The organism is Cryomorphaceae bacterium (assembly GCA_017798125.1).
In the GTDB taxonomy this organism is placed as follows: Bacteria; Bacteroidota; Bacteroidia; order Flavobacteriales; family ECT2AJA-044; genus ECT2AJA-044.
In genome coordinates this window covers 836,748-854,962 of the sequence record CP059070.1, presented here as the reverse complement: position 1 = coordinate 854,962, position 18,215 = coordinate 836,748, and the positions used below count along the sequence as shown (strand labels likewise).

The window sequence follows — 18,215 nt, the reverse complement described above, 5'->3', positions numbered from 1 at the left end:
AGGGCTTTAAGTTTAATTGGCAACAAATTAAAAGAAAATTAACTTAGTGTAGCTTTAACACTAAGTAAATTTATGTTATGTTTGCTTCATCAATTGAAACACCATGAGCCTTAAAAAGCAATTCCTAAAAACAAAACCAGTCTGCAAGGTTACCTTCTCCTTGCCGTCTGAAGCTGCTCCGGCGGCCGATAAGGTCTCCATTGCAGGTGAATTCAACAATTGGGATCCGTCAAAGACCCCAATGAAAAAATTAAAGAACGGCACGTTTAAGACGGTCGTTGACTTGGAAACAGGTCGCGACTACGCCTTTCGCTATGTGATTGATGGAGAAACTTGGGAGAATGATTGGGAAGCGGATGCGTATCGTCCAAACCAGCTCACCTTTGAAGAGAACTCCATCGTTTCACTTTCATAATATTCAGGGTCTTTAGGCCCAACCTTCTTTTTGTGTAGTGACCGCATTCGAACTGATGTCGAGCTGAATGAGCTCGGCCAGTTCGGTTGCGGATTTTTTAACTGCGGGTTTCAAGTGATTGGCCACGACAAACTTGAACACAAATTCCTGAAGTCGATTGATTTGAGGTTCAATTCCGATGCGCTCCATGAGCTCTAAGAAGAGCGCAGTTCCCTTGAGCCAGAGCTCCCAGTCGGTATCCTCATTGGTCTTATTGATTCGCACCACCAAACGGTTGGTCGCCAAGTAGTTCAATCGATCGTAGTCCAAGTATGTAGACGCATTCCACTCCTCTATGGCATCGGCATAACGAGCCAGTTTGGTAAAATTTAGCGGTTTATCAACGTTCGTAAAGACTTCTTCCAATTTGTACTCGAAGACCGTCTCCAAATTCCTTTGCAGGATCTTGGGAATATTGAGTTTCCCATTGCGCATGAGGTTGAGCAGGCTATAGCTCGAATCATAGATCTTCTCAAAAGAGGCCATGGCCTTTTCTTCATGCTCCTTGATCACGCGCTGCAGCAAGCGAAGCTGTTGGTCCTTAAACAAGTCAAAATAAGAGAAGCTCTTCTCTTTGAAGTACTTCTTGATGACGTCGATACAATCCGATAAGTTTCCTTCGTCAAATGCAGCAGCGGCGACTTCAACAATGGAGTCGAACTCCTCCGAGCTCAACTTCGTTGCCGTACTTCCAACCAAGTGGTGATTCCCAAGATATAGAATCGCAAAACTGAACTTCTTCTCGCTCAAAGTAACGCGTGACCGAACTCGCGTAAATCCCGCGGCGAAAATATAGGTGCCCATTTTCCGCCTAAGGAACCAATCGCTTGTACAGTCGTAGTTGAGAACCGTGAGATCTGTGGCGCTATCTTCGAAAAGGCTGTCCACAGCATAGTGCATTCCAACTTGCGTAAGGGTAAGCGCCTTGGGTTCTACGTCGTTCCGATAAATGTCCTCTCCAGTGCCCCGTTCAGGCAGGTTGCTCACCGATTTCTTGAGTCTTTTCACAAAGCCCGCGGTGAGCTTTTTAGACTGAACACTCTCCGCCAGTTGGATTCCGCGAGCGGCATACTGAAGAATCTGAACCGTTTCAATTCCGGATATGTCGTTGAAAAACCACCCACAACTGGTAAACATGTACATGCTGTGCTTCTGCATTTCGAGTAGCCGGTTGAACCGGGTTAACTCTTCCATGCTGAGCTCTCGATGAGCATGCTCTTCAACGAATCGCTCGTGGCTCTCAAGAGAGCGATCGTAGATGACTTCTATGTACTTATTGCGCACTTTCCACGGGTCGTCAACATACTGGCCCATTTCCTCCTCGAATATGGAGGAGAATTCTTCATTAAGCCAGTTCAGGGAATCGCGCAGACCTACGCGCCATTCTTGGTTCCAATGACCAGGACCACCTGTGTGGCATCCGCAATTACTTCTCCAACGTTCAATTCCATGGGCACAACTCCAACTCGAATCCTCGTGAATCTCGGCCTCGTATTCCGGTGGGAACAGCTCTAGAAATTGACTGTAATTGGTCAACTTAGCCCTTCCAGATTCCTCGAGAAAGCGCATACAGTACGCGAGGGCCATATCTCCGTTGGGGTGATGGTGGCCATAGCTTTCTCCATCTGTGGCTATATTGATTAGCTGCGTCTCCGTGTGATTTGGATCGTAGCCAGATAGCAAGCTTTCAGCAAAGAAGCCGCCGTCATTCAAATAGCCTTCAAAGGCAACGCCCTTGCTTCGGTCTCCGTCGTAAAAGAACAAATCAATGTGACGGCCCGAGGGAAGGTTCACTCGATAGGGTCTTCTAGAGTCAATCCCGTCATGCCATTGGGAGTCCCCGATTTTTCTGAAGCGCTTGGCCTGATAAGGGGAAAGAACGGTGAATTTAATGCCAAAATCTACCAAGACTTCAAGGGTTTCGGTATCTACAGCCGTTTCGGCTAACCAGATTCCCTCAGCTTCTCGTCCGAACCGCTGTTTAAAATCGTACATCCCCCAGAACACCTGGGTTTCCTTGTCGCGACGCGAGGCCAGTGGCATAATGATGTGATTGTAAACCTGTGCCATGGCCGAGCCGTGCCCTCCAAAGAGCTCCATGCTCATTTTGTCCGCGTCAATAATGGCCTTGTAGGCCTGAGGAGCATGTTGCTCCAACCACGACAGTAGGGTCGGGCCGAAGTTGAAACTCATGCGGGCGTAGTTGTTGACAATGTCGACAATCTTCCCCTGGTCATTTAAGATGCGACTAGTACTGTTGGGCCCGTAGCACTCGCGCATGATGCGCTCATTCCAATCATGGTATGGAGCCGCGGATTCTTGTATTTCAATCTCGTCCAACCAAGCGTTTTCTCGCGGCGGTTGGTAAAAGTGTCCGTGAATACAGACATAAGGTATATTCGACATGTACTATGCTTTGCTTCTCTTGAGGTATGAAACGCCTAGAGGAGGCAAGTTTACTTCAAGGGAAAACGGACGTCCGTGCCAACCTTGATCTTGCGCTTCGAGCGCAGCCCCGTTGGTGAATCCACTTCCGTAGAAGCGGTGTTCGTCCGTGTTTAAAATTTCGTTCCATTCACCGCCGGTTGGACAACCAATTCTAAAGGCTTCGCGGGCCACTGGTGTGAAATTGGCGGCAATTAATAAGTCATCATCGGAGTTGAGTCCTTTGCGCAGCCAGATCAAGGTTCCGTTCTGGTGATCGCTGTAATCGACCCACTCAAAGCCCTTTTGCGCGTACGCCAATTCGTACAAGGCCGGTTGGGAAGTGTACAGTTCATTCAACGCTCGAATCAGGTTCTGTTGTCCCCGGTGTGGCTCGTATTCCAGAAGATCCCACCGCAGTTGCTCGTCGTGTTTCCACTCAGCGGGTTGAGCGAGCTCATTCCCCATAAAGGACAACTTGCTTCCTGGATGGCCCATCATGTAGCCGAAAAGCAGGCGTAGGTGCGCAAAGCGCTGCCATTCATCTCCCGGCATTCGTTCGAGCAAAGCGCCTTTTCCGTGAACTACCTCATCATGGGATAGCGGTAGCATGAAGTTCTCTGTGAACATGTAGGTCAAAGAGAAGCTGACTTCATTGTGGTGGTACTGGCGATAGAGGGGGTCTTTTTTAAAGTACTCTAGGGTATCGTTCATCCACCCCATCATCCATTTCTTCCCAAAGCCCAGACCTCCGAGGTAGGTGGGTTGAGTGACCCCTGGAAAACTGGTGCTTTCTTCAGCGATGACCTGAGTTCCCGGAAAATCGCGGTAAACGACCTCGTTCATAGTCTTCATGAACTGGATGGCCTCAAGGTTCTCCCGACCCCCGTGTTCATTCGGAATCCACTCTCCGTCATTTCGTGAATAGTCCAGATAGAGCATAGAGGCAACGGCATCGACCCGCAATCCGTCCGCGTGGTATTCCTCCATCCAGAACCGGGCATTGCTGACCAAAAAGGCCAGTACTTCATTCCGCCCGTAGTTGAAGATGTAGGAGTTCCAGTCGGGGTGAAAGCCCTTTCTGGGATCGGCGTGCTCGTACAAATGGGTACCGTCAAAGCGGTAAAGACCGTGGGCATCTCCGGGGTAGTGCGAAGGCACCCAGTCCAAGATGACGCCAATACCTGCGGCGTGAAAAGCGTCGACCAAAGATTTGAAATCCTCTGGTGTTCCGAATCGCGCCGTAGGCGCAAAATATCCGGTTATTTGGTAGCCCCATGAACCAAAGAACGGGTGTTCCATCACGGGCATGAATTCCACGTGGGTATAGCCCATGTCCACGACGTAGGGAACCAGTTCGTCGATGAGTTCGAGGTAGCTTAAGGAGTAGCCGTCGTCTTTGCGTCGCCAGGAGCCTAAATGCACTTCGTAGACAGACATCGGTGAGGCTAAGGCGTTTTTGTTTTCCCGCTGGGCAATCCAATTAGAATCCTTCCACTCGTAGGGAGCTCCATGCACAATACTCGCGGTGCGCGGAGGAACTTCCCATCGGCGAGCAAAGGGATCGCCTTTCTCCAGAACTTCTCCGGTATTCGACATAATCAAATACTTGTACGCGTGTCCTGGGGAAACTCCGGGAATAAACCCTTCCCAAATACCGGAACTGTCCCAACGAACATTGAGCAAATGGAGGGTGTGGTTCCACCCGTTGAAATCTCCAATCACATGTACGCTTTTAGCGCTGGGTGCCCAGACCGCGAAATAGGTGCCCTGCACGCCTTCAATTTCCATAGGGGTGCTGCCAAATAGACGATGAAGGGCGAAATGGGTTCCGTCGCGAAAAGACTGTACATCACCCTCCGTGAAGAGCGAAAACGACTGTACTTGAGCTTCCATAGTTAGGGGTGGTTCTTGGCCGAACTAAATAACGAAAAATAAGGACGAGGAGCGCGGTTTTTTACCCGGTATTGACCTTGAATTTGGTCCATTTTTGAATGCGCGCAATCAAATCGTTTTGATGAAAGGGTTTGCTGAGGTAATCATCCATTCCAGCGGCCAAGAATCGGTCTCGATCTTCTTTCATTGCATTGGCCGTAAGGGCTATGATGATGGGCGCTTGGTCTCCGTAATATTCTTTGATTTCAATAGTCGCTTCGAGGCCGTCCTTACCCGGCATATTGATGTCCATCAAGATCAGTTCATACTCTTGACTGATGGCTTTTTCAATCGCCTGGATACCGTCTTCTGCCCAATCGGCGTTGATGCCCACCTTGGTCAATTGGAATTTTAGGAGCTCCCGATTCACGGGGTTGTCCTCGGCGACCAAAACGCTGATGTCTTGGGCGATAACCTCATCCGTAACTCGTTTTTTCTTGACCACCTCTTCCATGCGCAGGCTGCTCAGGAAAGTAGAGTATTTCCAGGGTTTTCCATGGACGGCAAGCTTGCTTGACTGAGGGCCCTCCAGCAAGGGTGAATGGGAGCGGCTGAAAAGGAAGGCCCGATACTTACCCGATAAGGACGTTGCCCGATCCTTCAAGTGCTCTATGACTTCCTTCTTTTCCGTTAGGACCAATAGCGTGAGCTCTTTTTGTTTGGTTGGCCAATGCTCCAAGTCCGAGTCGTAAATCCGAAGCGCTTGATGTCCGTGTACATTCAAGCACTGCTGGATGTAAAAGGCTTCCGTATCGGTGTCCGTATACAGGGCCATATGAACTTCGTTTTGTGAAAGCTTGACTTCTGGCTGTACTTCGGCTACCTCGAGCTGAATATCAACCCAAAAGGCCGATCCCTTACCCTGCTCGGATTCAACTCCAATACTTCCGCCCATCAGCTCTGCCAGTCGCTTACAAATGACCAGACCTAAACCGGTTCCTCCGTATCGACGGGTAACCGAGCTGTCCACTTGCGAAAAGGACTTGAAGAGTCGAGACTGCTTTTCCGGGGGAATTCCGATCCCGGTATCCACCACAGACAGCCGGTAATTCCCACCTTCACGTCCTTCGTGATAGGACACTTCAATAGCCACAAATCCCCGGTCCGTAAACTTCACAGCGTTATTGGCTAGGTTCAGAAGAATCTGGCGGATACGGTTGCCATCCCCCCGGACCAAGGAGGGCACATGTCCTTTGGGAGAATAGTAAAGGTCCAGACCCTTTGAATTGACCGTGTTCCGGAGGATGGACATGACATCTTCTATGACCTTGTCCAAGCGGAAGGAATGGACGTCGAGTTCCATGCTCCCCGATTCGATTTTACTGTAATCGAGAATGTCGTTAATGACCGTAAGCAGGGCACTTCCGCTGACTTGAATGGTCTCTACAAAATGCCGTTGATCCGAGCTCAAGTGGGTTTCTTCAAGCAAATCTGCCATTCCAATAACCGCGTTCATCGGCGTGCGAATCTCATGGCTCATGGTGGCCAAAAACTGGCCTTTGGCCGCGCTCGCCTCCTCCGCAATGGTCATGGCTTTTTGAAGCTCTGCCCGATTGTGCACGAGTTCTTCATTACGCGAAACAAGGGTGGAATTAATCTCAGAAATGGTGACTCCTTGACGCTCCATTTCCCGGAACACACCAAATAGAATCAAGCCGAACAGCCCCATCAAAATCAGGGCATTTCGAGAGGTCCGGAAACTACGGGCTGAAAGAACCTCTTCCACTCGACCCGCATCGGCCTGAACCAACAGCGTCCAATGCGTACTGGTCTTTTCCGACCGCACGTCCTTCCCAAAATACTCGAGGAGTTCAAGCTGCTCAAAAACAATCAAATCTCGAGGAGATACCACGCGTGACGTATCGGTTCGATTGATCAATTTCCAGAGTTCCGGTCGGTCTTTGGATAGGCTATTCGCATTTTGCGGATCGATCACATAGTCGTAAGGCTCTACGTAGTCCGGGGCCTTGATCCAATTCCCCAAAGCGTCGATCAAATAGGCGTCAAAGAGTTCGTCGTTTTCGATTACATCGAAGTAGTCTAGAATTCGACTTCCCTTGTAGCTCAGTAGAATATAGCCTTGTCGTTCACCCTGAAAGTATACTGGAGACCCTATTCGAATAACCGGGCTCAAGGGATACTCCACCCGACCTTCTTCCATGTTCAGATCAAAGCGAGAGAAGTAAATTTCATTCGACTGGGTCAACTTGAGTCCCTGGTAGTAGTAGCGATCCGACTTATCCTGCAAGAGGTCGTTCACCCTTATGGAGTCGCCTAAATAGCGGATTTTCAGCTTCTCACGACCTTCATCGTCCAAGAGTCGGATTTGCCGATAGCTTTCTTTGATGTCCCCATACTTGGACAGGGTTTTCTCAAAAACCATCCGGTCAAAGGGTGCCAATTCGTCGTTGATGTAGAAGGAATTGACCGGATTGGAGCGGAAGTACTCAAGATCCTGATAGGTCTCGACCATCTCATTCCGCAAGAACTCCTCCAGCACCTCAATTCGCTTTTCGGCGTCGGTTAGAAGGCTGGTATAATAATTGTCCCGGAATTGGCGATAGTTGTTGTAGGTCAGTGCACCAACCACCAAGGACGTAAAAATCAAAAGGGCCCAAAAGTAGGGCCACAGCGTCCGCTGGCTAATATTTTCAGGTGCACCGGTCATCAGGTCCGATTGACTTTCCCTTAGGGAGTTCGTATCTTTGTCCCAAGTTATGCAAAAAGCTTGCGCCATCCTATATACCCTCTTCTACCTCACGCTGAGCATCGGCGTGCACGGTACGGTTCACGAATGCATGGGCCGGGTAACGGATTGGTCCTGGGGCCATGAAGAGCTGAGTTGCTGCGCGGAACCCTGTCACGAGAGCCCTGCGATGGGTGGGTGCTGCGACAACAACGAAGTAGAAATCTGGCTTGTTGAAGAGCAATTGGCACAGAAAGAACAGTGGGTTCCCGCTCTATTTCCTTTGGCCCTCACGGGCCGATGTGCTCTTCCTAGCCTAGAAGAAGTGTTGGATAAGGAGGCTCAACCCATCGTGCCGCAGGCACAAAAACCTCCGGAACTACGGCTCTACCTGGAGCACATGTCTTTGCAATTCTACGGTTGACGGTCTATTTCCCATTGACTGTTTTTGTTTCAAAACAACCTTAGAATTAAAATCATGAAAAAGATATTCTTCATCGCCTTAGCGCTGGCGGCCTATTCACAGGTAAATGCGCAAGACAATCTCGCAACCGACACCCTCTGGGTAAATGGCGTTTGTGGCATGTGCGAAGAGCGCATTGAAAATGCTGCGTACATCAAAGGCGTTAAAAAAGCGGACTGGACGGTTGAAAATCATCAGTTGGTCGTGGTTTATCGCACCGATAAAACCGATCTGATGACCATCCAACAGGCCATTGCCGACGTGGGTCACGACACCCGAGATATTAAGGCTACAGACGAGAAGTACCAGCAGGTTCACGGCTGTTGCCGCTATCGCGAAATGCACCCCCATTGATGACTCGCTTCTTATTGTGGGCCACACTGCTGCTGGGAAGTAGCGCGGTGATGGCTCAATCCGACGTGCTCCAAGGTACCGTCCTAGGACAGACCTCGGAAGAGACCTTTCCCTTGGTCGGGGCCAATGTTTACTGGCGTGGAACGACCGTGGGGATTTCGACGGACCCTGAAGGCCGATTTATCTTGGAACGCCCTCCGGGCGCTGTGGACCTCATCGTCACCTTCATTGGTTTCGGAGCAGACACGCTCAGCATTGATCCGAACCGCCGGCAGGTGGAAATTACCCTCCGGGCATCGGATGAACAGTTGGACGAAATCACCATTCGCGAGAAGGCCGGAACCACCAATTTGCGGTATCTGGATGTCAACTTAACCGAGAACATCAGCGAGCGGGAGCTCTTCAAGGCCGCGTGCTGCGACTTGTCCGAGAGCTTTGAAACCAACCCGAGTGTGGATGCCAGCTTTACGGATGCCGTTACAGGAACCCGGCAAATTCGCCTTCTGGGCTTGGACGGTCCGTACAGCACCTACACCCGCGGGAATATTCGAGCTCTTGGCGGATTGGCTTCCGTTTATGGACTGGCTCTAATTCCGGGTACTTGGATCAAGTCCATTCAATTGACCAAAGGAACCGGATCCGCCGTGAACGGGTACAGCAGTGTGACCGGGCAGATCAACTACGAGCTCCGAGGGCCAAGCGACCCAGAGAAGCTTTTTGTAAACGGCTATGTAAATGGTGCCGGTCGTCTGGAAGAAAACGCCGTTTGGAGTGCCAAGCTCAACGATCAATGGGGTGCTGCGTTGTTGATCCATGGTCGACATCAACTCTTAGAAGTCGATCGAAATGAAGATGGCTTTCTGGATACTCCTGTCGGAAATCACTTCTTTATTCAAAATGTCTGGAAACGCTTCAATACGGATGGGCTGGGTATGCAATTCGGAGTGAAATACAGCCTGTTGGACCAGTGGTCCGGACAAAAGGGTTACCGCTCTTCTGAAATATCGGAAGCACTCTGGGGCTTTGAAAACCGAACCAATCGGATTGAACTTTGGGGTAAGGGGGGGTATGTACTGGACGTAGATCGCGGACAGAGCTTTGGCTTTCAGATCAACTACACGTACCACGACCTGCTCTCTACATTCGGAGGTTTGAATAGAGCGGTCAATACCTGGGAAGGAACCGAGCAAAGCGCCTATGTCAATGGAATCTACGAGACTTGGGTTCGGAACCCCAAGCACACCATCAAGCTCGGGGCCAGCTTTGTCTACCACAATCAAGATGAGACCTTCAACGATGATATCTACGACCGTTTGGAGACCATTCCGGGCGCCTTTGCAGAGTATACTTGGGCAGACGAGGATCGCTTTTCATTGGTTCTTGGGATCCGTGCGGATCAACACAACCTGTACGGGCTGAATGTGACACCGCGATTGCACACGCGCTGGGCCTTGAGCGAACAGTTCGTGCTTCGTGCGAGCGCGGGCAAGGCCTACAGAACACCGAATGTGTTTGCGGAACGAATGGGCTTGATGGCGAGCAATCGGGCTTGGCGCTTCACCACTTCTGACGACGATCTGCCGTACGGATTACGGCAAGAAGAGGCTTGGAATTTTGGTTTGAGCGCTTCTCAAGAATTTGAGTTAGACTTCCGTCCTGGCGCTATTCGCGTGGATTATTACTACACGGATTTCCAGAATCAAATCGTCACAGATTTATATGCTACCGCCCGTGAGGTTCGCTTGTACAACTTGGATGGTCGAAGCTTCTCCCACAGCCTACAGGTTCAATTGGACTATGAAGTGGTTCGACGCCTTGATGTCCGTATGGCCTATCGCTATTTGGATGTCCAGAGCACTTTCGATGGCGTGGAACAAGCGGTTCCCTACATCGCTCCGCATCGGGCCTTTATCAACGCATCCTATGCCAGTCGGGATTACTGGAAAGCCGATGTAACGGTCCAGTGGCAGGGGGTGGCGAAGTTGCCGACCACGGAGGACAATGCGCCGGAATACCGCATCGCGCCGCAGGCGCCTGATTTTGTCACGGTCAATCTTCAGCTTTCAAAGGAATGGCCTACGGCCGGATGGGAGGTCTACCTCGGTGTGGAGAATCTGACGAACTTCAAAATGACCCGCCCGATTGTAAGCGCAGAAGACCCCTTTGATGAGGCCTTTGACGCCTCTATGGTGTGGGGACCGATTCTGGGTCGGATGTACTATGCGGGCTTTCGCTGGCGGGTTCTTCGAGGGGTGTAAGCGCGGGGCTGTCTTTCCAGAAGGTGATGAAGGCTTGATTGTCTAGGCCTCCTTTAAAGCGGTAGAGCAGTCGGATATCGTGCTTACCACGGCCGTATTTAGCGAGGTCCAGCCATATGTAGATACCGCGCTGGTCGTAGCGGGCATCGCGCCGAAACCACCATTCCGGTTCCCAAATGGTGTCTTGATCCACAACGGGAATGTAGAAGTAATTGAGGCACTTGAGGTCTTCCCAGGGTCCGCCCGGGTTTGGGAACCTCAAGGAGTCCTCATGATAAGCTTCACAAGCGCGGGCGATACTGTCCTCCAAGCCGCTGTTGTGAATGGCAAAAAGGCGAACGGCCTGACCACTTACGTGCTCACTGGGAATATGCGCCACGCGGCTGATTTGACCATTTGAAATGTCTTCGTAATAGCCTGTATAATCGGATTGGTTGTACATCCGAGAATACATCTCATGGGCGTTGGAAGCGTTGGCACCAACCGTTCCGTACAATAGAATTGAAACCCCGGTATACACGATGAGTCCCGTGATCAGCCACCTCTTCTTGAGGTTCGATACGAGTCCGTAATACACCGGTCGGTAAATGGGGGCAAGCGTCAACACCCCGAGGATTCGGTAGATCGGCCGGTAAATCGGGTGGATCCACTTGATTTTCTTTAGTCCTCCAAGGGTGATGAAGTCGATGAGATAGGGCACGGTAATGATTAAAATGGCCCAATTGAGGTACGTGTCGATGACGTCCAGAGAGGCCATAAAGCTCTCCGAGTCGATGATCATCCATAGGATAACGATCGAGGTCAGTGCAATGATGGCGAGGAAGACGCCAATCATAAGCATGAACATCAAGAAGGTAATGGCGTAGATGGTGCTGCAAATGCGCTCGAGGTGCTGGATTTGCTTGGGAAAATCGGGCAGGCCCTGAACCATGTCCGCAAAACGGCCCTTGTAGTTGAGTTTATCGCTGTCGATTCCCCGTGGAAAGGCATAACTCAACCCTACCATACTTACCCAAACAATGCGCATGATCAAGTGTGCGCCCAATCCAAAAATGGTCCAGTATATGGCGACTTTCAAGAAGGCCGAAAGGTTCTCAGGAAGGTTCGTGAACCAAAGGACCCAAGTGGTCTGGGTCTTTAGGTACTGGACAAAAAAATCAATTTGATCCGGTAGCGGGTCAAAATCAGAAGGACTATACCCGAAATCAGAATTTCCGGTTCCCAGCTCTGCTCTTGAACGCGAACGAGCCATTTTGGGGTGTTCTTATTGTCCTCCATATCTTTAGATAGCCAACAAGGTAAAGAAAAGCGTCATGAGTAAGTCCAAGCGCATCAGAAAGTCCTCGGTGACCGACACCATCAAAGCCCTGCCCGTATCCGGAACATGCTTCATAGGGTACACCGGAAGGAGCAACGCGCAAAATAGGTCGGGAATTCGGGTTCGTTCGATCGCTTTGTTTGACACCTATTTCTCAACCTCGCGTCAGGTTCCCCATGATCATTTTCAGTTGCGGTCCTCCCTGATACAGTTCTTTGAACAAGGAGGTACCGAGGCCTTGGTTCTTTCCGCTGGATCAATCGGCGGAGCTCTTCGTCGCTCTAGGACAGCGCCCTTGCGGGGAACGGATTTCCTCACCGCTTGGCAACGTCTTCGCAACAGCCATGAGGCTCGGATCATCCTCGCACCAGATTCCATCTATTTACCTCGGGCCGACTATGTCTCCTTTCTTCGTGGAGCCCTCGATCACACCTCTGGACTGCCTGCTGCCTTTGCGCTTTTCGAGCTAAGAGCCTCTTCCGATTCGCTATCAGAAATGCAGTCGCTTCGCAATGCACTTTCCACCTTGAACAACTTCGAATATGGCGCTATGTATACCCCCAATCAACTTGGCACGAGCGGGGCTTCCACGCCGTTACTCGGGGCTGTAGCCGGAGCTGTCGATGTACACAGTACCTCCAAGGGTATGTGGAAAGGACCGGCGAATTTAACTTTAAACACGACCCAGCTATCAGAAGCATACGACCCCACTGCCCTGAGCATTTTCTCTCAAAGCGGGCAACGAGCCATTAATCCGATCCTCCAGATAGGTGGCAATATCAAAATCTGGGGAGCCCGAACGCTTTCAATGGATCCAGAGCACAAATACATCGCTTCGGAGCGCATGGCTCGATGGGTAGAAGCACATATCGAGAGCTATTTGAAGCGATTCCGACTGCATCGAAATGCCCCGCGTCTATGGAGCAGAGTGGAGCGTTCCGTCGACGGGTATTTGAATAGCCTTTTTCGAAAAGGAGCCCTGCAAGGCAGCAAGGCCAGTCATGCGTACTACGTTAAAGTCGGCCTCGGACATACCATGACCGCCGTGGATGTTCAACAAGGTCGTTTGATTGTGGAAGTAGGAGTGGCCTTTTTGAAACCCGCCGAATTTCGAGTTCTCCGAATGACTCGGAAGCTCAAGACTTAATCCAAGGTTTTGTACCAGCTTACCGCAGGAAGAGGGGCGAAAACCCCATCAGCAAAAGCCGCAGCAAATCCAAATTGAAAGGCTTGACCAGGTTTGTTGTACCACCGAACCCCCGGTGAAATGATCCCTCCAGTGGTGCCTTGTACCGCCGTAAATATTGCCTCGAACACGAAACTTGCCTTTGACCCAATAGGAGTCGTTCCTCCTACCATAATTAGGCTCGTTCCCCCAGAGGTCCCGTCCGTTGAAGCATAGCCATAACCGTAGCCAACCATGACATTACTGCTGTAGTTGCCCATAGTAACGCTTCCGTAAGGAAGAGCAAAAAAGAAAGGTGATTCGGCGGCAAGCGCAAACCAACTGTTGGTCCCTATATAGGTCCCGAGGGCGCCATGCACATTTTTCCCTAGGTCAAATCTCCCTTGGGCCGTTGCAACAATAGGAGCGCCAATCCACGTGGTGATCCCTCCCACTTGAAAATCTTCTCCAATTCCAAATTGGGCATCCAACCCTAGGGGGTAAATCTTTAGGTAGTTCTTTTTAGTCCGCCTGGGAAGACCGTTGAACGTAAAAAAATATCGATTCTGAAATGGCTCCTGTGCCCAAGCTTCTTCCTGACCGCGAAGCGCCTCATTGATCTCTCTGATCTCCTTGATCTGGTATTTCGGAATGGCAATTTGACCGAGGTTTGAGGTTTCTATGATCACCTCACGTCCATCGTCCGAAATGAAGTAGCCCATCTTCTGACTACCGTCGTTGAGAATAACCACTACCATTCGGGTATCCGAAACGTAATCCGTAGTATCCTGAGCTGCTGCGGGCATGGCTACAGCTACAAGAAGTGACAAAAAGAGAATATAGCGTAACATGAAAGCCAAGTTACGCCATTCTCCGAATTTAACCCTGGCCGTACTCAAGTCATCGAATAGGGGAAATCGAAAAGAGCACTTGCGCGTTTTTTCATTCTGGGCCTACGGCCCGATGCCGAATCGTGGCGTTTTTCACAAGATCACGTCTTCCCTTGCCGCTAAAGTGCGCATGTCAAAGTGCTTGTCGAAGAACTCGTCGCACCACAAGCACACATTCTCAAGAGCCTCTGTTCGCGCACGAGCGTGATCTTCGGAAATACCAATGGCCTCACCCATCGCCCAAGGGTTTCCTTCATTCAGCTGTTGAAAAACGGCTGATTTGCTCACGCGCTCGACCACCTCGCTCACCTTTTCGGTTCGCGCGTCTCCCATCGCGTCCTTGGTTCCAGGACAACACGGATTGATCGCCCAGAGCTGAATACTCACCTCCATGGGCACTTCCTTTCCGCCTAAGAACCCAATTGCCCCACTGAGTACTCCGCACGGGTTGTGCTTGGGATCTCGCTTCCAGACATCCGTTAACATCGCCCGACCGCGAGCCCAATTACCGCCCAGCCACATGTCTTCCGTTGCACCCCAATATCCCCAGGTCAAGTCCTGGCGGACATGGTCGTCTTTTCCAATCAATGGATCCTTATCGCTCCGCACTCCCTGACTCGCAAAGAGCTCGGCAATTTGCCCCAATCGTTCCCCCTTGTGTTTGTGAAAACGATCGATGCTGGCAATATCAAATCGGGTCACCCCTTTTTCGATCAAGGTCTTCAAGCGCTCCTCATTCAGGAGGTCGCCATTGGTCTGAAGCATGATTTGAACAGAATCGCCATAGCGCACCCGTACCTTATCCAGAATCGCATAGAGTTTCTCGCGTTCGGCAAGAGGTTCACCACCGCTTAAAATTAAGCGATCCATTTTTTCGGGAAGATTATCGACTATGGCTAAACAGTCCTCAAGGGAGATCCGCGCACCGCGCGGTCCGCTCATGTTGTAGCAGTGCGCACACTCATCATTACAGAGCTGGGTGAATACCCAGTAGACGCTTTCAAAATGATCGAATTTGGACATGTTGGTAACTCGTATTGAAGACTGCTCCAGCTTCGGAATCCATTTCCTCGATTAAACTCCCAAGGAGAACGAGTACAAATCACAAAGAAGAAAGCAATTAATAGAAATAGGAAAAGCAGGAACAAAAAACGTCGCCCACTTCTCTTTTGCTTGCTCATTAGAATAGATATCGAATTCCGAATTGAAACTGTCGCGGAGGAGCTGCGTTTCGGCGCACCAATACTCCAGAACTCGCCGGACCCACTTGGATCTGATTGCTCTGTGTTGCATTGTTGCTATAACCACTCAGGTTCTCCGCATTGAACAAGTTAAAAATATCGGCCCGAATTTCCATTCGTCCACCATTACTAAACGTAAATTGATACTGCGCCCCCAAGTCAAAGGTCGTGCTCCAGGGTAATCGATCACTGTTTCGAGACTCTCCGGGACTCCGGTCGCTATTCCCTACATAGGCATCCCCAAAAGCACGACCATCACCGTTTAAGTCGGTTGTTCCATAAATCGTCGCATCCGGAATACGGTTGATCGGCTGGCCACTTTGAATCAAACTGGCGACACTGATGCTAAACTTATCCGATGGAAAGAAGTACATCAGGGCATTGAGAACGTGGGTTCGATCATTGATGCTCGGGCCCCATTCATCTTCGAAGTTATTTGAATCCTGCGCTCGGAAATTGATGTCTTCTGTATTGTTTTCTAGTCGTGAAAGGGTGTAGCTTAATCGATAGGCATACTTGTCCTGTCCTTTCTCCTTGACCAAATTAACGTTGGCCGCATAGTACCGAGAGCTTCCGCCTGTTTCCGTCATGATGACCCCCCGAGCCGCCCCGCGCAGAGTATCTCCATTGGCCACGGCATAGCTTCCCTCGTACACGGGAACATCTCTGCTTTCATCCGCATCAGCTTGAGATCTTACCTCCACGTCGTCCGGGTCAATCGGATAGGCTTCTGGTGCATTGACATCCACCACGCGGAATAGGTTCTCCGAACGCGTGTGCAGTAAGTCGACGTAAAAAAGCATATTTCCTTTGACCTGGCGTTGATAGCCCAAATTGAACTGGTGGGTGATGGGGTTGTCGTAGCCGTTGGGATTGAGGATTCGACGCTCATTGCTGAAAATGAGCTCGCGTTGGCCCTGAAGGTCATCGGCAGATGGCCCTTGTAGGTAGTCCACTCCGGCTACATTAGCACTCAAGTTTCCGTCAAAAGTCACAGCATCAATATCGGTATTCGAAGGGAGCTGTCCTCCGTCTATGAGCGCCTGAAGTTGTGCTTTGTAGTCTTCAGAGGTGCTGCTTTGTTGCAAGGCGTCGCTGTAAATGGCGTAGATGATCTTGTCGTAGAAAACTCCATAACCGAAGCGAATGCTGCTCACTTCGTCAAGGCGATAATTCGCGTTAACACGTGGGGCTAAATTGTTCCAATCACCAGAGTCGCTCCCGCCCTTGGAGAGGTTGTCGTAGTCATAGCGCAAGCCCACGGTCACGTTCAGTTTAGGAGAAACGGCAATGAGGTCTTCAACGTAAAGACTGAACCGGTTCTGTCGTGCTCCAAAGGCCTTTTGCTGCAGTTCTACGCTGTAGTTCAAAACCTCTACATCGCTTGGAATGTCTCCGACGCCCAGGTCGGATCCAATGCCGCTGGCCGCCAGGGCGTCCAATTGATCCTGGGTGAGCTTGACGGTATAGCTCCCGTTCGGATTGCCACCGCCAAAAAGATCGTGTTGACTGCTGATGACCATCCCCCCAGCTTTGATCGTGTGGCGATCCTTGTACCACGTGAATTTCTGTTGCACTTGGACCGTATTCTCGGTCTGATCAAAGACGAAGCCCGGGTGACCGAGCAGGGCGATTGTCTGCTCATTTGGGTCCAAAACCGTCACGTTCGGATCTTCGGGGTTATTCGGATTGGCGTAGTTCCATTGAAAGCGGCTGTACTGAAGATTGGTCTCGCTGACAAAGTCATCTCCGGTATAGATGTTCTTAGAGGCCACCAAGAGCGAATTTCTATTCTGGGTATAGCCTGCCGAGGGGAAGGTCACTCCCCCTTCAAGACCACCGCCCTGGAATTCTACACCAACAAATCCGGCGTTCACTCGGACCGATGAACGGAATCGAGTGTTCCAGAAATGGTCGAGTTTTCCGCTCAAATACGTGTACCGGTTTTGCCCTTGAACCGTTTCGTTGACCCCGAGTTGAGGTACATTGAGGAGGTTGTCCTTGAGGTCAAAAGTCTGCTCGACGTTGATGTAGTAAAAGGTCTCATCGGCCCGTAGGGCCCCTCCTAAACCAAAGCCCAACTGATGGCGCTGAAAACCATCCTTGACGGCGTTCCCCGTCAAATCGCGCTGGGCGTAGGGAGACGATGCGTCAATGACGGGCCCGGGGCGCACCAAGTAGAAGACCTCGCCAGTCTTGGTGTTGCTTCCGCTTTTGGTGGTGATGTCAAAAACGCCGTTTCCGGTCCACCCGTACTCGGCGCTGTAGTTGTTGGTCAGCACGGTAATGTTGTCCACAAAACCGATGGGCACGGCAAATTTCTGCCCGCCCAAGAAATTCTCGTTGTTGTCCAGACCGTCGATGGTGTAGTTCGTGTACAGCCCATTGGAGCCGTTGATGCTCACGTTGGGTGCTTCCGGGTAAAATCCCGTGGCTTGAGTCACGTTCGGCAAACGATACAACACTCGGGTAATGTCCCTTCCTTCAACGGGTAGCTCCGTGATCTCTCGAGCCGTAAGCTCGCTGCTCACCTCGGCGTTGACCGTGTTGATACGTACATTGCTGGACTCCACAACGGTGACCTCTTCGAGGCTGTAATTGGCCTTCTCCAGCAAGATCAGCGTGACACTCTGGGTCTGATTCGACCGAAGGGCAAAACTCCCGCTATTGGCCGCCAAATACTTGCGCGTCTCCGGGCTCACGACCCGATACGTCCCGCTCGTGGACAGTCCGCTCAGCTTGATTTTTCCTTGCTTGTCCGTTTCGCGCTCTATGGAATAACCTATCCCTCCATTGCTGATTTCGACCACTTGACCGACCACCGGCTTGCCGTCGTTCCCCGAAAGGATGCTGATTTCCAAACGCGCCTGCGCCTGACTCACATTGGCCAGCGCGAAAATCGCGACAACCGTCCATAATGCTCTCTTCATAACTGTAGCTTGGTGCCCTAATGTACGCTACAAGATTAACCTAGTCAGTGACAACAGAACGTCAGGCGGGCGACCTTAGGGGATTTCCGCTCTTGAC

General features: G+C 50.8%; 12 protein-coding genes. 5 read left to right on the top strand and 7 right to left on the bottom strand.

Annotated features, from left to right (window positions below):
* Positions 1-103: 103 nt before the first annotated feature.
* A complete protein-coding gene (locus HZ996_03650) occupies positions 104-415 on the top strand; it encodes an isoamylase early set domain-containing protein (GenBank protein ID QTN38271.1) in 312 nt (103 codons plus the stop codon).
* 12 nt (positions 416-427) lie between these two features.
* Here HZ996_03650 and HZ996_03645 read toward each other — a convergent pair whose 3' ends face one another.
* The 3 genes from HZ996_03645 to HZ996_03635 form a co-directional block, all read right to left on the bottom strand.
* Positions 428-2,860: a DUF3536 domain-containing protein gene (locus tag HZ996_03645; protein ID QTN38270.1), complete on the bottom strand. Its 2,433-nt coding sequence runs from the start codon at positions 2,858-2,860 to the stop codon at positions 428-430.
* A gap of 3 nt (positions 2,861-2,863) precedes the next feature.
* Positions 2,864-4,774, bottom strand: coding sequence for a 1,4-alpha-glucan branching protein GlgB (gene glgB / locus HZ996_03640; protein QTN38269.1), 1,911 nt, complete (start codon positions 4,772-4,774; stop codon positions 2,864-2,866).
* Positions 4,775-4,835: 61 nt separating this feature from the next.
* Positions 4,836-7,481: a response regulator gene (locus HZ996_03635; GenBank protein QTN38268.1), complete on the bottom strand. Its 2,646-nt coding sequence runs from the start codon at positions 7,479-7,481 to the stop codon at positions 4,836-4,838.
* 49 nt (positions 7,482-7,530) lie between these two features.
* On the opposite strand from HZ996_03635, the gene HZ996_03630 reads away from it, so the two are divergent.
* The 3 genes from HZ996_03630 to HZ996_03620 are packed head-to-tail and all read left to right on the top strand — an operon-like array spanning position 7,531 to position 10,574.
* Positions 7,531-7,923 (top strand): hypothetical protein, encoded by a 393-nt coding sequence (locus HZ996_03630; protein ID QTN38267.1) that lies wholly within the window; start codon positions 7,531-7,533, stop codon positions 7,921-7,923.
* A 54-nt stretch (positions 7,924-7,977) separates the two neighbouring features.
* Positions 7,978-8,316 (top strand): cation transporter, encoded by a 339-nt coding sequence (locus tag HZ996_03625; protein ID QTN38266.1) that lies wholly within the window; start codon positions 7,978-7,980, stop codon positions 8,314-8,316.
* A complete protein-coding gene (locus HZ996_03620) occupies positions 8,316-10,574 on the top strand; it encodes a TonB-dependent receptor (protein QTN38265.1) in 2,259 nt (752 codons plus the stop codon). Before HZ996_03625 ends, HZ996_03620 begins: the two co-directional genes overlap by 1 nt.
* Here the strand turns inward: HZ996_03620 and HZ996_03615 are convergent.
* Complete coding sequence (locus HZ996_03615; protein ID QTN38264.1) at positions 10,501-11,826, bottom strand: hypothetical protein; 1,326 nt, start codon at positions 11,824-11,826, stop codon at positions 10,501-10,503. The genes HZ996_03620 and HZ996_03615 overlap by 74 nt on opposite strands.
* 61 nt (positions 11,827-11,887) lie before the next feature.
* Here HZ996_03615 and HZ996_03610 point away from each other — a divergent pair, with 61 nt between their 5' ends.
* Positions 11,888-13,039: a phage tail sheath family protein gene (locus tag HZ996_03610; GenBank protein ID QTN38263.1), complete on the top strand. Its 1,152-nt coding sequence runs from the start codon at positions 11,888-11,890 to the stop codon at positions 13,037-13,039.
* Here the strand turns inward: HZ996_03610 and HZ996_03605 are convergent.
* From HZ996_03605 to HZ996_03595, 3 genes are all read right to left on the bottom strand, one after another.
* Entirely contained in the window at positions 13,036-13,908 is an 873-nt protein-coding gene (locus HZ996_03605; protein ID QTN38262.1) for a hypothetical protein, read from the bottom strand. The genes HZ996_03610 and HZ996_03605 overlap by 4 nt on opposite strands.
* A 132-nt stretch (positions 13,909-14,040) precedes the next feature.
* Entirely contained in the window at positions 14,041-14,970 is a 930-nt protein-coding gene (locus tag HZ996_03600; protein QTN38261.1) for a radical SAM protein, read from the bottom strand.
* Between the two features lie 157 nt (positions 14,971-15,127).
* The gene (locus HZ996_03595) at positions 15,128-18,118 is read right to left on the bottom strand and encodes a TonB-dependent receptor (GenBank protein ID QTN38260.1); all 2,991 of its coding nucleotides are present in this window, start codon (positions 18,116-18,118) and stop codon (positions 15,128-15,130) included.
* Positions 18,119-18,215: the final 97 nt, after the last annotated feature.

Bases quoted from the DNA above. Each gene is read 5' to 3' on its own strand.
- HZ996_03650 (QTN38271.1), top strand. From the start codon at position 104: ATGAGCCTTAAAAAGCAATTCCTAAAAACAAAACCAGTCTGCAAGGTT.
- HZ996_03645 (QTN38270.1), bottom strand. From the start codon at position 2,860: ATGTCGAATATACCTTATGTCTGTATTCACGGACACTTTTACCAACCG.
- glgB (QTN38269.1), bottom strand. From the start codon at position 4,774: ATGGAAGCTCAAGTACAGTCGTTTTCGCTCTTCACGGAGGGTGATGTA.
- HZ996_03635 (QTN38268.1), bottom strand. From the start codon at position 7,481: ATGACCGGTGCACCTGAAAATATTAGCCAGCGGACGCTGTGGCCCTAC.
- HZ996_03630 (QTN38267.1), top strand. From the start codon at position 7,531: ATGCAAAAAGCTTGCGCCATCCTATATACCCTCTTCTACCTCACGCTG.
- HZ996_03625 (QTN38266.1), top strand. From the start codon at position 7,978: ATGAAAAAGATATTCTTCATCGCCTTAGCGCTGGCGGCCTATTCACAG.
- HZ996_03620 (QTN38265.1), top strand. From the start codon at position 8,316: ATGACTCGCTTCTTATTGTGGGCCACACTGCTGCTGGGAAGTAGCGCG.
- HZ996_03615 (QTN38264.1), bottom strand. From the start codon at position 11,826: ATGGCTCGTTCGCGTTCAAGAGCAGAGCTGGGAACCGGAAATTCTGAT.
- HZ996_03610 (QTN38263.1), top strand. From the start codon at position 11,888: ATGAGTAAGTCCAAGCGCATCAGAAAGTCCTCGGTGACCGACACCATC.
- HZ996_03605 (QTN38262.1), bottom strand. From the start codon at position 13,908: ATGTTACGCTATATTCTCTTTTTGTCACTTCTTGTAGCTGTAGCCATG.
- HZ996_03600 (QTN38261.1), bottom strand. From the start codon at position 14,970: ATGTCCAAATTCGATCATTTTGAAAGCGTCTACTGGGTATTCACCCAG.
- HZ996_03595 (QTN38260.1), bottom strand. From the start codon at position 18,118: ATGAAGAGAGCATTATGGACGGTTGTCGCGATTTTCGCGCTGGCCAAT.